9 protein-coding genes, 6 tRNA genes, 2 rRNA genes and 1 riboswitch are annotated in these 14,200 nt (G+C 51.0%); of the genes, 2 read left to right on the top strand and 15 right to left on the bottom strand.

Annotated features, from left to right (window positions below):
• Positions 1–59 precede the first annotated feature (59 nt).
• From DVH26_RS02960 to DVH26_RS02940, 5 genes are all read right to left on the bottom strand, one after another.
• Positions 60–797, bottom strand: coding sequence for a hypothetical protein (locus DVH26_RS02960; protein ID WP_239631060.1), 738 nt, complete (start codon positions 795–797; stop codon positions 60–62).
• Positions 784–1,188, bottom strand: coding sequence for a hypothetical protein (locus DVH26_RS02955; protein ID WP_239631059.1), 405 nt, complete (start codon positions 1,186–1,188; stop codon positions 784–786). Before DVH26_RS02955 ends, DVH26_RS02960 begins: the two co-directional genes overlap by 14 nt.
• Before the next feature lie 103 nt (positions 1,189–1,291).
• Positions 1,292–1,395: riboswitch (cyclic di-GMP riboswitch) on the bottom strand.
• A gap of 186 nt (positions 1,396–1,581) precedes the next feature.
• Complete coding sequence (locus DVH26_RS02950) at positions 1,582–2,082, bottom strand: DinB family protein (RefSeq protein WP_239631058.1); 501 nt, start codon at positions 2,080–2,082, stop codon at positions 1,582–1,584.
• Between the two features lie 77 nt (positions 2,083–2,159).
• Positions 2,160–3,122 (bottom strand): helix-turn-helix transcriptional regulator, encoded by a 963-nt coding sequence (locus tag DVH26_RS02945; protein ID WP_239631057.1) that lies wholly within the window; start codon positions 3,120–3,122, stop codon positions 2,160–2,162.
• 99 nt (positions 3,123–3,221) lie between these two features.
• Positions 3,222–4,112 carry a LysR family transcriptional regulator gene (locus DVH26_RS02940; protein WP_239631056.1) on the bottom strand — a complete coding sequence of 297 codons (891 nt, stop codon included), beginning with the start codon at positions 4,110–4,112 and terminating at the stop codon, positions 3,222–3,224.
• A gap of 163 nt (positions 4,113–4,275) precedes the next feature.
• Between DVH26_RS02940 and DVH26_RS02935 the strand changes: the two genes are divergently transcribed.
• Positions 4,276–5,619 (top strand): MFS transporter, encoded by a 1,344-nt coding sequence (locus DVH26_RS02935; RefSeq protein ID WP_239631055.1) that lies wholly within the window; start codon positions 4,276–4,278, stop codon positions 5,617–5,619.
• Between the two features lie 172 nt (positions 5,620–5,791).
• Here the strand turns inward: DVH26_RS02935 and ilvN are convergent, their stop codons facing one another.
• Together ilvN and ilvB are read right to left on the bottom strand one after the other, a co-directional pair.
• Positions 5,792–6,289 (bottom strand): acetolactate synthase small subunit, encoded by a 498-nt coding sequence (gene ilvN / locus DVH26_RS02930; RefSeq protein ID WP_239631054.1) that lies wholly within the window; start codon positions 6,287–6,289, stop codon positions 5,792–5,794.
• Between the two features lie 3 nt (positions 6,290–6,292).
• Entirely contained in the window at positions 6,293–8,002 is a 1,710-nt protein-coding gene (gene ilvB / locus DVH26_RS02925; protein ID WP_481857570.1) for a biosynthetic-type acetolactate synthase large subunit, read from the bottom strand.
• Between the two features lie 129 nt (positions 8,003–8,131).
• Between ilvB and DVH26_RS02920 the strand changes: the two genes are divergently transcribed.
• Positions 8,132–10,189, top strand: coding sequence for a LuxR C-terminal-related transcriptional regulator (locus DVH26_RS02920; protein ID WP_239631052.1), 2,058 nt, complete (start codon positions 8,132–8,134; stop codon positions 10,187–10,189).
• A 136-nt stretch (positions 10,190–10,325) separates the two neighbouring features.
• Here DVH26_RS02920 and DVH26_RS02915 read toward each other — a convergent pair.
• From DVH26_RS02915 to DVH26_RS02880, 8 genes are all read right to left on the bottom strand, one after another.
• Positions 10,326–10,402, bottom strand: a tRNA-Pro gene (locus DVH26_RS02915).
• Positions 10,403–10,411: 9 nt separating this feature from the next.
• Positions 10,412–10,494 (bottom strand) — tRNA-Leu (locus DVH26_RS02910).
• A gap of 13 nt (positions 10,495–10,507) precedes the next feature.
• Positions 10,508–10,582: transfer RNA gene (locus tag DVH26_RS02905), tRNA-Glu, on the bottom strand.
• A 9-nt stretch (positions 10,583–10,591) separates the two neighbouring features.
• Positions 10,592–10,680 (bottom strand) — tRNA-Ser (locus DVH26_RS02900).
• A gap of 3 nt (positions 10,681–10,683) precedes the next feature.
• Positions 10,684–10,759 (bottom strand) — tRNA-Asn (locus DVH26_RS02895).
• A 7-nt stretch (positions 10,760–10,766) separates the two neighbouring features.
• A tRNA-Ile gene (locus DVH26_RS02890) sits at positions 10,767–10,843 on the bottom strand.
• Positions 10,844–10,890: 47 nt separating this feature from the next.
• Positions 10,891–11,007, bottom strand: a 5S ribosomal RNA gene (gene rrf, locus DVH26_RS02885).
• 175 nt (positions 11,008–11,182) lie between these two features.
• A 23S ribosomal RNA gene (locus DVH26_RS02880) occupies positions 11,183–14,105 on the bottom strand.
• Between the last annotated feature and the right edge of the window lie 95 nt (positions 14,106–14,200).

The following is a 14,200-nucleotide window of genomic DNA, read 5'->3' as shown; positions in this document are numbered from 1 at the left end:
TACCTATGTTTTTTAGTGAATGCAACAAATCATCTTCTATCCACAATTTTTGCGGTTGCTTATTTCCTGGGAATCCTTCGCATATACCAAACTACTAGAAAAAGAAACCCAACAATACTAGTTACCGTTGGATAGATAAGTGGAAAAAAGAGGCTAGGCATGACATAAGCAATGTCGGATTTATATCCAATAAATGATGATGACTGAGATGATGCTTGGACCAGTTTCACTCCTAACAAGTACTTTCCACGATCACGATATGTAAATTGTTCTTCAGTTAGTCGGCCATCTTTATCCAAGTATAATATGTTCCATTTTTGGCTCTGAGTATCCCCTCTTGTCCATTTGCCAGCATGTCTTCGGATTATAGCTATTGTTTCTTCATTACTTTTTTTATCAGTAACTTTTATTATATTTAGCCACGACAAGTAGTTGCTGAATTTTGTTATGTTTGGAAACAACCATGCTTCTGTTGGTGAGGATACTTCTTTTCCATTCACTCGAATGACGATTTTCATAATGTGTTTAGCTTCTTTGTCAAACTTGTTTAACACTGACTTTGGAGCTTCAATGCCAGTATCTTCAGTAAGTACTTCAATAATATTTTTGTTCCAGAAAATTGGCTTAGAAGGGTCATGTGCAAACGTGTTTGTTTTATCCGATTGATTATTTATGTTAATCATCTGATCTAATTGATATTTCGAATTGATGTATGCTTCCAATACACTCTCGCGAACCAACAAGAACATCGGATAAACAGAAAACAAAATGAGTAAAATGCCGCTAACCGCTAGCAATGTGCCTCTTCTTTTTGCTTCTTTTTAATAACGTCACATAACTCATGATCGTGATCGTTACAAAATAAATCGTTGATGCCACTAACCCTAATTTCACAACAAGCGAAGTTAGGAAATTTAAATATAAATTATAAAACCAAGCTAATGCTGCGCCTGCTAGCAAATATAAAATGTATGAAACCGCTAGTCTCATGATTAAACGGTCAGCTAGTTTTGCAGTAACTTTATCTAACAAAAAGGCTGCTGGTGCCCCTATAACTATAAACACAGGTATACTGAAATAACAAAAAGCAACTAATAAAGAACCAAAGTCAAAAAGAGAGCCTCTATAAACAAAGTAAAAACTCATAGATAATACAAAACATATCGAGGCAATTATCGAAGCGAGCACGTACTTAATGCAATCCACCTACATTCTTGTATATAGCCATCGAGGTTTTCACCGTTATAAATAATCGAAGTCAGATTCAAATAACACAAAAAAACCAACACTATCGGGCGGCCCGGCTGCCATCCCTTTTCCATGCTGATGCATGATGTAAGGCTTAGGCCCGTGGCTTTGCGTCCCTGCCTTTCGACAGGTTTGCCTTTTTCTGTTCAGTCGGTTTTAGTCCCAAAAATGAGACAGTGTCTTTAATCCTAATATCCAATATTCTACATTTAGTAGAAATGTCCTGCATTATTTTGTAGCTTTTTCAAATCTATGTCGAAAGTTGTAGGACCTCACAGCACAAAAAAGCGCCCCAACCGTCTAGTGGTCAAAACGCTCCTCTTCCTTCCCCTTCTAAATCTCGTACAAAAAGAACGCATAATCCGTCGGAACGCCAGGGTGTCCCTGCTGTCTGAGCATCGCGGTAATATTGCCGCGGTGGTACGTTCCGTGATTGCTCAAATGCTGAATAATATCCGCATAGCTCGCTTTCATTACCCCATATGTCGGGTGAGGGTACTCCTTCAGCGCATCCAAATCCTTGTCGGAGTAAAACGTACGATACTTTTCAGCCACCTCATGGTACAGCGCTTGAATGCCGTCCAGGCTAATTCCCTCTGTCGCTTCCGTAACTTGCTTGTCCAGCGCCAAGATTTGCTCGAACGTACCGCCGCTCATAATATGCAGCCATCTGCTATCGATCCGGTAGATATGGACCAGCGCCTCCGCAATCGATGGAAAAATACTTTGGATAACGGACCGGTACGTCTCCTCCGGCAAAGCTTTCAAATGATTGATAATTCTATCGTTGGCCCACACGTGATATTCGAGCAGTTGGAGTGCTTTATGGCTCATTCTATTTCCTCCTTAAGGATAACTTAGTTTCTAGACCGATCATACAGCACCTTGACTGACAAAACCGGTCAGTGAAGCTACATCGATTCGTAATGCTGGACCAGCGCCGACGAGATAGCGACCATTCTTTCTTTCAGCATGGCCGGCTCAATGATCCTAATCGATTTTCCATACGATAACAGTGTATAAGGCAAATACGAAACTATGGATCTCTCATCGAGCTGAAAATGCGCCGTCGTCGCCGTCCGCTCCACTAAGACATGACCGAGCAGCCAATGCAGACACAGATCGTTGATCGCCTGCTCATACCCTTCTACCCGGATTGACAGCATCGTTTCCGGATTATCCATATCCGGCAGCAGCGTGTTTAGGAAAAACTGCCGTGCAGAAAAATCCACCGGCCGCTCGAATGCCGCCCCTGTACGTGACAACGAACGGATTCGATCCACACGGAAGCTGCGAATTTCCCGGCGGAGATAGCAGTAGGCTACGATGTACCATTTTCCTTTCCAGTAGACGATGCCGTAAGGATCGATCTCGCGCTGTTCGGAAGGGGGATTTGCCTTCATATAGTCCATGAGGAGAGTGGCTCCATTGGCAACGGATAGCTCGAGTTCCTGAAGAAACGTTTCCAGGGAGCCATCGGACGGAGGATTGATGACATCGAAACCGACGGTATGCCGGTTGATCTGGTGCAGCTGCTCTTCGTTGGTGTACTTTTTCAGCTTGCCAATGGCACGGTTCAACGCTTCGCCAAAAGGATACCCTGCCTCCTCGGCGAACACGGCCGCGTGAATGAGCGCTTTTTGCTCGTTAATATCGAAAAAAAGCGGAGCTTCGTTAAACTGCCCCAGCAAGCTGTAGCCTCCGTTATGACCGGAATCGGCGATGATCGGCACACCGCTCGCGCACAGCGCATCGATATACCGGTAGACGGTCCGGATATTGATCTCCAGCTCTTCCGCAAGTTGTTTGGCGGTGATGCGTTTGCGGGTCTTCAGTAACCATAGTATGGAAAGCATATTGTCGGCTTTGGACATGGCTTACGATATTCCTTCCTTTTCGAATAGACTGGCACATAATTTCATTTTATTTCCAGTGATGAGATTATTCAATCGTTTTAGAGGGATTTCGAATGATTACGGGCTCTGCTGCAGCTGTGTGAAAAAAGCGACGACAAACTCGCGGAACCTGCGGACCGCCAATGAATCATAGCGCCCTTCCTTCCAAATAAGACTGATCGGACGCTGACACCGCGGTTCTTCGATAGGGATGGCGACCACCGTCGTATGATCCCAATATCTTAAGTTCAATGCTGTGCTGAACGAAATACCCAGTCCGGCTTTGACCAAGCTGCGCACCGATGCCGGCTCATCAATTTCAAATGCAATATCCGGCTGAATGCCAGCCTGTTCGAAATAATAATCGGTCAGATCGCGAATATTGCCGCCCTTCTTCAATTGGATGAACGTCTCGTTAGCCAGCTCGCTTAGACGTACATGGGCCCGATGGGCTAACCGGTGTTCTTGAGGGACGATCAGGACGATTTCGTCATTCATAAGCGGGACCCGCTGAAGACCCGGATGCTCTACCGGCATCGAGCTGATGCATAGATGAAGTTCGCCGCTTTGCAGTTGTTCGATCATCTCCTGCATAGGCAGCTGATGGACGCGAAATTTTACATGCGGATACTCGCTGTGAAAAGCTTTCAGCATATCGCCCAGCACTTGCGTGGACATGACCCCGAGGGAGATATAGCCGTTCTCCGCTCCCGCCAGATCGCTTACTTCCTGCAGTCCCTCCCGGATGTTCAACAGCGCTTGATCGATATGCTTCAAAAAAGCCCTGCCAAAATGGTTCAGCCGGATTTGCCGCCCTTGGCGGTCGAACAACGGTACCCCAACCTCCGACTCCAGCTTCGCAATCGTCTGACTAAGTGCAGGCTGTGCGATGCGCAGCTCCTTGGCCGCACGCGTCATATGCTCGTGTCTGGCAACCGTCTGAAAATATTTCAGCTGCAGCAGCTCCATCCTTAACCCTCTCCCTGCTTCGACTCGTCCGTAAAAAGATAAAATAATTCATAAGTTCTAATCTATTAGCAAATACTCCAAATTGTATTTTTTTATATAAGCGGTTAAGAGTAGTATAGACAATGGTGCCAAAAAAGTCACATTGTAAGGGGTTTTCTATTCTATGAACGATAAAATAACGATTCCCGTCTGGGCTATCGGAACGTTTCTGGTCGTTATGAACACGACCATGTTCAATGTCGCTCTGCCCGACGTAATCGAGCAGCTCCATATTACCGCCGGACAAGGCTCCTGGATCGTATCGGGGTACTCCATTGTCTTCGCGCTTTCGACGATTATATTCAGCAGGCTGTCGGACTTCATCCCGATCCGCAAGCTCTGGCTGATAGGCGTCACGCTGCTTATGCTGGCATCGATCGTAGGATTTTTCTCAGACAGCTTCGGACTTGTCCTGTTCGCGCGGCTGTTTCAGGCGAGCGGCGCAGGAGCCACGCCCGGCCTCGGGATGGTGCTGGCCAGCCGGTACGTGCCGTACGAGCGGCGCGGCAGAGCGATCACGATGATCGCCTCGGGAAGTGCGTTGGCGTTCGGTCTAGGACCGGTAATCGGGGGAGCAATTACACAGTATTTGGGGTGGCACGAGCTGTTTCTGGTCACCTGCCTGGTCGTAGTTCTGGTGCCCTTCCTGTTGAGATTAATCCCGAAGGAGTCGCTTCCGAAGGTTCCTTTCGATTATTTCGGGGCAGCATGTATCGTCGTGACATCCTCGGCGTTTTTGCTCGCGGTAACACAGCTTTCTGCCGTCGTGCTCATCGTGAGCCTGGTTTGCCTGTTCATCACCATCCGGCATTTGCGCCGTGCGGAAAAGCCGTTCATTCCTCCGGTTCTGCTGCAAAATCCCGGATACCGGAAGCTGGTGCTCCTCGCCTTTATGGCGTTCGTACTGAACCTTTCGATGCTGTTCTTAATGCCGTTAATTTATGCAAAAGTATTCCAGCTCGGGGCGGCGACGATTGGACTGATGATTTTTCCCGGCGCGTTTTTATCCGCCTGCCTGATGAAGCTCGTCGGACGCTGGATCGATCGTTACGGCAACTTCCGCTTTCTTGTTCTCGGCCATTCGCTGTTGGCTGTCTCTATGATCATAGTCTTTATATGGCTCGATGTATCGCCCTATGTAACCTTGTTTGCTTACCTGCTCTTCTCGCCGTCACTCTCCGCGGTTACTTCTTCCCTCTCGAACGAAGTATCCCGCATCCTGCCGAAGCATTTGATCGGATCGGGAATGGGGCTGACCCAGCTGTCACAATACCTCGGCGGGTCGTTCGCCGTCGCCGTGTGCGGTATCTTGCTCGTATGGCAGCAGCAGTTGAGCCCGACATTGGCGTTTAAGCACATTTATTTGCTACTATTCGTTATTATGATAGGCTCTCTGGGGATGCTGGCTTTGTATCGAAAAGGCGCCCGCGCCGCAGACTCAACCGTCCCTGCCGAGAAAAGCGCCTGAGCTTCCGTTTAAACCAGTAAAGTCTCGATTCAAGGGTGCACACACAAACCATAGTAACTATTAATGCGATTAATCCTTATCTGCTTTAAAAAGAACCGTTCCTCACGGCCGCTTGGAAACTGCCTCCAAGTAAGGTGCCGGGAGAAAACGGTTTTTATTAATCGAGCCTTATTCAGCTTGTGCCGCCCGAACCGTCTCCGCGATTCATCGCCGTCTCGCCGGTCCGCGTCAGCTCCAGAATGCCGTACGGCTCCAGCAGATGGAGGAACGCGCTGTTTTTCTCCGCGTCTCCTACGACTTGAATGACAACGGAGCTCAGTCCTACATCGACGACGGAGCAGCGGAACGTCTCGACCATCCCGAATATTTCCGGGCGAACCGCAGGGTCCGCGCGCAGCTTGACCAGCATCAATTCCCTTGCGAGCATCGGATGCGCGTTCAAATGGTTGACTTGAATGACGTCGAGCAGCTTAAGCAGCTGCTTATTGATTTGTTCGAGCATCGGCTTCTCGGCCTGAACCACAATGATGACACGTGACAGCTGTTCTATTTCGGAGAGGCCGACCGAAATGCTCTCGATATTGTAGCCTCTTCGTCCGAACAAGCCGCATATTCGCTGGAGTACCCCGGGATGATTATTGACCAGTACGGATATCGTTTGCTTTTGCATCGGTTACACATCCCCCATTATCATATCGCTTAATGCTTTGCCCTGTGGAATCATCGGGAATACCAGCTCGTCTTTGGCGACCATACAATCGATCAGCACCGGCCCTGCCGTCTGCAGAGCTTCTTGCCATACCTGATCCGCCTCCTGCTTCGTCGAAGCTCTGAGCCCTTTGACACCGTACGCCTCCGCCAATTTGACGAAGTCGGGGCTTCCGGACAGATCGATATGGCTGAAGCGGCCTTCATAGATCAGCTCCTGCCACTGCTTGATCATCCCGAGCGTCTGGTTGTTAATGACGATGATTTTGACCGGAATGTTATGAATGGCGCAGATTGCAAGCTCCTGGGCGCACATTTGCATGCCGCCGTCTCCGTTGATCGATATGACCAGCTTGCCGGGATTACCGATCTGCGCTCCGATTGCAGCCGGAAAGCCAAAGCCCATCGTGCCGAGCCCGCCGGAAGTGATGATGGAACGGGGATTTTGAAACCGATAAAATTGCGCCGTCCACATCTGATGCTGTCCGACATCGGTCGTGATGATCGCCTCGCCGCCTGTCGTCTTGGAGATCATCTCCAGCACATATTGCGGCTTCAGCTCCGTCTCCGAATCCCGGTACTTTAGCGGCACCTCCGCCTTCCACTCCCACACCTGGCGCAGCCAAGCCTTATTGCTCTTCGTGGCGTGATGCAGCCTCGCGTTGGCCCTCTGCAAAATCTCTTTCGCATCCCCCTCGACCGGGAGAGCGGTAGGAACCAGCTTGCCGATTTCCGCGGCATCGATATCGATATGGACGATCTTCGCGTGAGGCGCGAAGCCGTCCAGCCGCATCGTCACCCGATCGTCGAATCGGGCGCCAACCGAGATAAGAAGGTCGCAGGCGAGCAGCGCCTGATTGGCCGCATACGTGCCGTGCATTCCCGGCATGCCAAGCCACAGCTCGTGGCGGCTAGGGAAGCCGCCCAGCCCGAGCAGCGTCGTCGTCACCGGAATGTTCGTCTTCTCGGCGAACTCCATGAGCTCTTCCGCGCCGTCGGACTGCACAAGTCCGCCTCCGGACAAGATCAGCGGCTTATCCGCCTCCGTGATCAGAGACAGCATCTCCTCAATTCGGGCTGCACTCACCTCCGGCTGCGGCTTATAGCCTCTGATGGAGATGGCTCCTTGCGGATAATCGAATTCGGTCAGCGCGGCCGACACGTCCTTCGGTATATCGATGAGCACCGGTCCTTTTCTCCCGGAATTTGCAATATAAAAAGCTTCTCTGATCGTTGAAGCCAGCTCCTCTACCCGCCGGACAAAATAGCTGTGCTTCGTAATGGGCTGCGTGATCCCGATAATGTCCGCCTCCTGGAACGAGTCGGTTCCAATCAGCGAGGTCGGTACATTGCCCGTTATGACTACAAGCGGGATGGAATCCATATACGCCGTTGCGATACCCGTTACCAGATTCGTAGCCCCCGGACCGGACGTAGCGATGCACACGCCTACTTTTCCCGTAGATCTTGCATATCCGTCCGCCGCGTGAATCGCTCCCTGCTCGTGCCGGGTCAACAAGTGCCGGAACTGTTCGTCCCCATGCATTGCATCGTAAATATATAGTACCGCTCCGCCCGGATACCCGAATACGCATTCCACGCCCTCCAGCAGAAGAATGCGCAGCAGGATTTCCGAACCTGTGATGCGGTCTTTTTGTAACAGCTTGTTTCTCATCTGTATAGCCCCTCCATCGATTGACATTAACGAAACTTTACCATGGAGGCCGGATGCAGAGTACTACTCATAAGTAGAGAATCGTAGTATACTTTGGGTTAAAAAATGAGCGGTCAGGTGATGAAGTCTATGGAAAGGGAAATCGTACAGGCGAGCCGGCCATTTCCGACAATCGGCCAGCAGATCGAGGAGTGGAATGATCTTGATTTTACCGGAAGATCGTTCGAGCTTCATTTGTTCGATGAATACATGACACATCTGCATACTCGAAAGGAACGCATCATCAACCTTCACGGCACGGGAGGCATGGGCAAAACCCGTCTGCTGGAGCAATTCCGCAAGCGAGCGGAACAGCGGGGCTTACGGTTCGCTCTCGTCGATATGAGAGACTACATGAACGATCCTGAGGCGATTGTTATCCAGCTGACTCAGCAAATCCACGGCAGCTTCCTGTCCTTGGACGAGCGTCGGCAGGAGCATGGTCTGGAGCTTATTAATATGGCGGCGGCAGAACAGCGGATCATCCTGGCCTTCGATCATTACGAGGAATCCGGTAGTATAGATAAGTGGCTTAGAGAATCGTTCATTCCGCGGCTGCACAACCAGGTGCTGATTCTTATTGCGGGGCGGTATCCTTTGGAAGGCTCGTGGAGAGTATCCGCAGCATGGCAAAAGCTCATAGTGACGCTCCCCATTTCCGAGCTGAGCTATGAGGAAACGACGACTTTTGCCCGAAATTTAGGTATTACCGACGAACTTGTGATCGACAACGTATGGTTAAAAACTTTGGGCCATCCCCTCACGCTATCGCTGTTCGGCCCTATCGCAGCCCGTGCTGGAGCCGCAGCTGAGCTTGCGTATGAACAGGAGTCGCCCTTTGATGCGATTGTCGATCAATGGTTTCGAGAGGCAGCTAGCGACGAGCTGCGCAGCCTCATCATGACAGCATCCGTGCCGCGAACGTTTCATCAGGAATTTCTATCACATCTGCTGGAAAAAGAAGTCCCTTTATCGCTGTTCGATCAGCTGATCCGGCTCTCCTTCATCCGCCGCTCCGCCAAAGGCTGGCAAATGCATGAGCTCGTAAGAGAAACGATCCGTCGAACGTATCGCGACAAAATGCCGGAAACGTTCGAGAAGCAGCGCCAATTAACGGTTCAAATTTATCACTGGCACATTCTCAAAGCGATGGAGTCGGGGCAAAATGCAGCGTGGGAAGTCGCCGAAATGCTCCCTCATACGGACAATCCGATTTTCAGAGCTCACTTCCGGCATTCCATAGGATCTGCCAATTTTTTAGAAGCCGTTACCGAGGCGAATATGGGGGAAGTGGAACAATATATTGAAATGCGAAACCGGCAGGATAAAGATTGGAAAATCGTCTGCTCCGATCCGGAATCGGGCGTATCTTTCAGGTATAAGTTCACGCAGGAGCAAAGTATTTCCCGTCTTAGCAGCTGTGTACAGGTGCGGGAGATGCTCCGTGTCGGAGGCAACCTGCAGCTGCTCCGCAACGCTGCGGGGCGTATGGTCGGACTGCTGGTGGCCATGCCTATTCACGAGCAAACCTTGGATTACTTATTAGCATCCCCGGTATCGGGCCCGTATTTCAACGGTTTGTCTCCAGCTCAGCTGAAAACCTATCGTACGACTGCAGAGCAATCAACCGGCACTTATTTATTTGCCATTGATGTCGAGGACATGGAGCAAAACGAGCTGCGCTCGGACATTATCCGCCTCTTATTCGAATTTATGATGTCTCGGCGAATTCTGCTCTTATCTCCGCCGCCGCTCGAGTTTTATTCCCAAACTTATCGGAGCCTCGGATTTCAACCGGTTGCTGGGTCAGAGCATTACGCATACGACAAGCACTCGCCTGCCTGTACTTATATGCTGGATACGAGCGGCGATAAATTGTCCGCGTTTGTTACCAATCTGGTCCGGGGCTCGGACATCGGAAACAGCCCTTCTTCCGAAAAAGAGGACAATGCCGGAGCGCTGCCTTTTACGCTTAGAGAAAAAGAGGTCGCTGATCTGCTCGTACGCGGCCATACGAACCTGGAGATCGCCGCTGCTTTGTATATTAGTGAAGCCGCCGTCAAGAAGCACGTACAATCGATGCTGCAAAAGACCGGGCTCAAAAACCGGACGCAGCTGACAAGCGCCATTCTGGAGCAGTCCAGATAGCCGATGGCCTGCTTCTGCTATTCTTTGTCGCTCAGTCCCTATCCACGAGTCCTATAACAAAAAACACACCTGCCGCTTGCGATATATCGCGTGCTTCAGGTGTGTTTCTATTTATGTATACGATGTTTAATTGTCATGGTCGGGACGACACGATTTGAACATGCGACCCCCTGGTCCCAAACCAGGTGCTCTACCAAGCTGAGCTACGTCCCGTAAAGTTTTTGGTGCCGGTAGAGGGACTTGAACCCCCACGGTTTCCCTCACGATTTTGAGTCGCGCGCGTCTGCCAATTCCGCCATACCGGCTTGCTTGTAAAAATGGTGACCCGTAGGGGATTCGAACCCCTGTTACCTCCGTGAAAGGGAGGTGTCTTAACCCCTTGACCAACGGGCCTTACTGCTACGGAGAGAGAGGGATTCGAACCCTCGAGACGCTTGTGACGCCTACACGATTTCCAATCGTGCTCCTTCGGCCAACTCGGACACCTCTCCATGTGGCTCCCCGAACAGGACTCGAACCTGTGACAACTCGATTAACAGTCGAGTGCTCTACCAACTGAGCTATCAGGGAATATTGCTGGTGGGCCTTAGTGGACTCGAACCACCGACCTCACCCTTATCAGGGGTGCGCTCTAACCAGCTGAGCTAAAGGCCCTTGATGCTTTCATAGCAACAAAAAACCCACATAATGTGGGATTGTTTGCTTGGCGACGTTCTACTCTCCCAGGACCCTTCGGTCCAAGTACCATCGACGCTGGAAGGCTTAACGGTCGTGTTCGGTATGGGTACGCGTGGTTCCCTTCCGCCATCATCACCAAACTAAGAGTTTTCGTTAGAAAACTGGCTTCGTAAGCATACGCTTTGTTTATGTTTCTGCCAAGAAACATAAGGGTATTTCATTCAGGTCGTCTTGCACCCTGAAAACTAGATACGAAACGATGCGTATTGCGAGCAACTGTATTGCATCTCTGACCATACTTCGTATGGCAGATCATTGGATAAGCCCTCGACCGATTAGTATTCGTCAGCTCCACACGTTGCCGTGCTTCCACCCCGAACCTATCTACCTCGTCGTCTTCAAGGGGTCTTACATACTGGGAAATCTCATCTTGAGGGGGGCTTCACGCTTAGATGCTTTCAGCGCTTATCCCGTCCGTACGTAGCTATCCAGCCGTGCTCCTGGCGGAACAACTGGTACACCAGCGGTACGTCCATCCCGGTCCTCTCGTACTAAGGACAGCTCCTCTCAAATTTCCTACGCCCACGACAGATAGGGACCGAACTGTCTCACGACGTTCTGAACCCAGCTCGCGTACCGCTTTAATGGGCGAACAGCCCAACCCTTGGGACCTACTTCAGCCCCAGGATGCGATGAGCCGACATCGAGGTGCCAAACCTCCCCGTCGATGTGGACTCTTGGGGGAGATAAGCCTGTTATCCCCAGGGTAGCTTTTATCCGTTGAGCGATGGCCCTTCCATTCGGTACCACCGGATCACTAAGCCCGACTTTCGTCCCTGCTCGACCTGTTTGTCTCGCAGTCAAGCTCCCTTATGCCTTTGCACTCTTCGAATGATTTCCAACCATTCTGAGGGAACCTTGGGGCGCCTCCGTTACTTTTTAGGAGGCGACCGCCCCAGTCAAACTGCCCACCTGACACTGTTCCCCGACCGGATCACGGCCGCGGGTTAGAACTCCGATACGATCAGGGTGGTATCCCAACGTCGCCTCCACACAAGCTGGCGCTCATGCTTCTTAGGCTCCCACCTATCCTGTACAGATCGTACCAAAGTCCAATATCAAGCTGCAGTAAAGCTCCATGGGGTCTTTCCGTCTTGTCGCGGGTAACCTGCATCTTCACAGGTATTAAAATTTCACCGGATCTCTCGTTGAGACAGCGCCCAAGTCGTTACGCCATTCGTGCGGGTCAGAATTTACCTGACAAGGAATTTCGCTACCTTAGGACCGTTATAGTTACGGCCGCCGTTTACTGGGGCTTCGGTTCATAGCTTCGGGTTACCCCTAACCACTCCCCTTAACCTTCCAGCACCGGGCAGGCGTCAGCCCGTATACTTCGCCTTGCGGCTTCGCACAGACCTGTGTTTTTGCTAAACAGTCGCTTGGGCCTTTTCACTGCGGCCCCCTCGGGCTATTCACCCTACCGAGGCACCCCTTCTCCCGAAGTTACGGGGTCATTTTGCCGAGTTCCTTAACGAGAGTTCTTCCGCGCGCCTTAGCATGCTCTGCTCGCCTACCTGTGTCGGTTTGCGGTACGGGCACCTTCTCCCTGGCTAGAGGCTTTTCTTGGCAGCCTGAACTCATGACCTTCGCTACTGTAATTTTCGCTCCCCATCACAGACCAGCCTTAGCGATGTGCGGATTTGCCTACACATCAGCCTCTCTGCTTGGACGGGCATCCATCAGCCCGCGTCACTATCCTTCTGCGTCACCCCATTGCTCATAACGGTTCACGGTGGTACAGGAATATCAACCTGTTGTCCTTCGACTACGCCTTTCGGCCTCGCCTTAGGTCCCGACTTACCCTGAGCGGACGAGCCTTCCTCAGGAACCCTTAGGCTTTCGGCGGACAAGATTCTCACTTGTCTTTTCGTTACTCATACCGGCATTCTCACTTGTATGCTGTCCAGCCGTCCTTACGATCGACCTTCAACCTACATACAACGCTCCCCTACCAGAGCAGATTCATCATCTGCAATCCATAGCTTCGGTGGCGTGTTTAGCCCCGTTACATTTTCGGCGCAGAGTCACTCGACCAGTGAGCTATTACGCACTCTTTCAATGGTGGCTGCTTCTAAGCCAACATCCTGGTTGTCTGCGCAACTCCACATCCTTTCCCACTTAACACACACTTGGGGACCTTAGCTGATGGTCTGGGCTGTTTCCCTCTTGACAATGGATCTTAGCACTCACTGTCTGACTCCCGGGATAAAGTATGTGGCATTCAGAGTTTGACTGGACTTGGTAACCCTTGGCGGGCCCCGCACCCAATCAGTGCTTTACCTCCACTACTCATCTCCCGAGGCTAGCCCTAAAGCTATTTCGGGGAGAACCAGCTATCTCCGAGTTCGATTGGAATTTCTCCGCTACCCCCACCTCATCCCCGAATTTTTCAACATTCGTGGGTTCGGGCCTCCAGTGCGTGTTACCGCACCTTCACCCTGGACAGGGGTAGATCACACGGTTTCGGGTCTACGCCCACGTACTCATTCGCCCTATTCAGACTCGCTTTCGCTGCGGCTTCGGCTTCTCACCTTAACCTTGCACGGGAACGTAACTCGCCGGTTCATTCTACAAAAGGCACGCCATCACCCGTTAACGGGCTCTGACTTCTTGTAAGCACACGGTTTCAGGTTCTATTTCACTCCGCTCCCGCGGTTCTTTTCACCTTTCCCTCACGGTACTGCTTCACTATCGGTCACTAGGGAGTATTTAGCCTTGGCAGATGGTCCTGCCTGCTTCCCACGAGGTTTCACGTGTCTCGCGGTACTCGGGATCCGTCTAGCGATACGTTGGTTTTTAGCTACAGGACTGTTACCCCCTATGGTGAGCCTTTCCAGACTGCTTCGCCTAACCAACTTTTCGCACATTGACGTCCCACAACCCCAGAGGGCAAGCCCTCTGGTTTGGGCTGTTCCGCTTTCGCTCGCCGCTACTGACGGAATCACTTTTGTTTTCTTCTCCTGAGGGTACTTAGATGTTTCAGTTCCCCTCGTATGCCTCTGCACACCCTATGTATTCAGATGTGAGTAACTGAGAATTACCTCAGCTGGGTTCCCCCATTCGGACATCCCCGGATCAAAGCCTGCTTACGGCTCCCCGAGGCGATATCGTCGTTCGCCACGTCCTTCTTCGGCTCCTAGTGCCTAGGCATCCTCCGTGTGCTCTTATTAGCTTAACCTTGCTAATACACTTTGTTTGCTCTACGCATTTATTTCGTTATCTAGTTTTCAAGGAACAAGTCTGCAACTGTTACATCAATAAAGTGATGTCAGT

It is taken from the genome of Paenibacillus sp. H1-7 (genome assembly GCF_022354825.1).
Classification (GTDB): Bacteria; Bacillota; Bacilli; order Paenibacillales; family NBRC-103111; genus Paenibacillus_S.
Note: the sequence above shows the minus strand (reverse complement) of the source record. Positions and strands in the feature narration are given on the sequence as shown.

What these genes read in the sequence shown, in the direction of transcription:
- DVH26_RS02950 (WP_239631058.1), bottom strand. Translation starts at nt 2,082, where the DNA reads ATGAGCCATAAAGCACTCCAACTGCTCGAATATCACGTGTGGGCCAAC.
- DVH26_RS02945 (WP_239631057.1), bottom strand. Translation starts at nt 3,122, where the DNA reads ATGTCCAAAGCCGACAATATGCTTTCCATACTATGGTTACTGAAGACC.
- DVH26_RS02940 (WP_239631056.1), bottom strand. Translation starts at nt 4,112, where the DNA reads ATGGAGCTGCTGCAGCTGAAATATTTTCAGACGGTTGCCAGACACGAG.
- DVH26_RS02935 (WP_239631055.1), top strand. Translation starts at nt 4,276, where the DNA reads ATGAACGATAAAATAACGATTCCCGTCTGGGCTATCGGAACGTTTCTG.
- ilvN (WP_239631054.1), bottom strand. Translation starts at nt 6,289, where the DNA reads ATGCAAAAGCAAACGATATCCGTACTGGTCAATAATCATCCCGGGGTA.
- ilvB (WP_481857570.1), bottom strand. Translation starts at nt 8,002, where the DNA reads ATGAGAAACAAGCTGTTACAAAAAGACCGCATCACAGGTTCGGAAATC.
- DVH26_RS02920 (WP_239631052.1), top strand. Translation starts at nt 8,132, where the DNA reads ATGGAAAGGGAAATCGTACAGGCGAGCCGGCCATTTCCGACAATCGGC.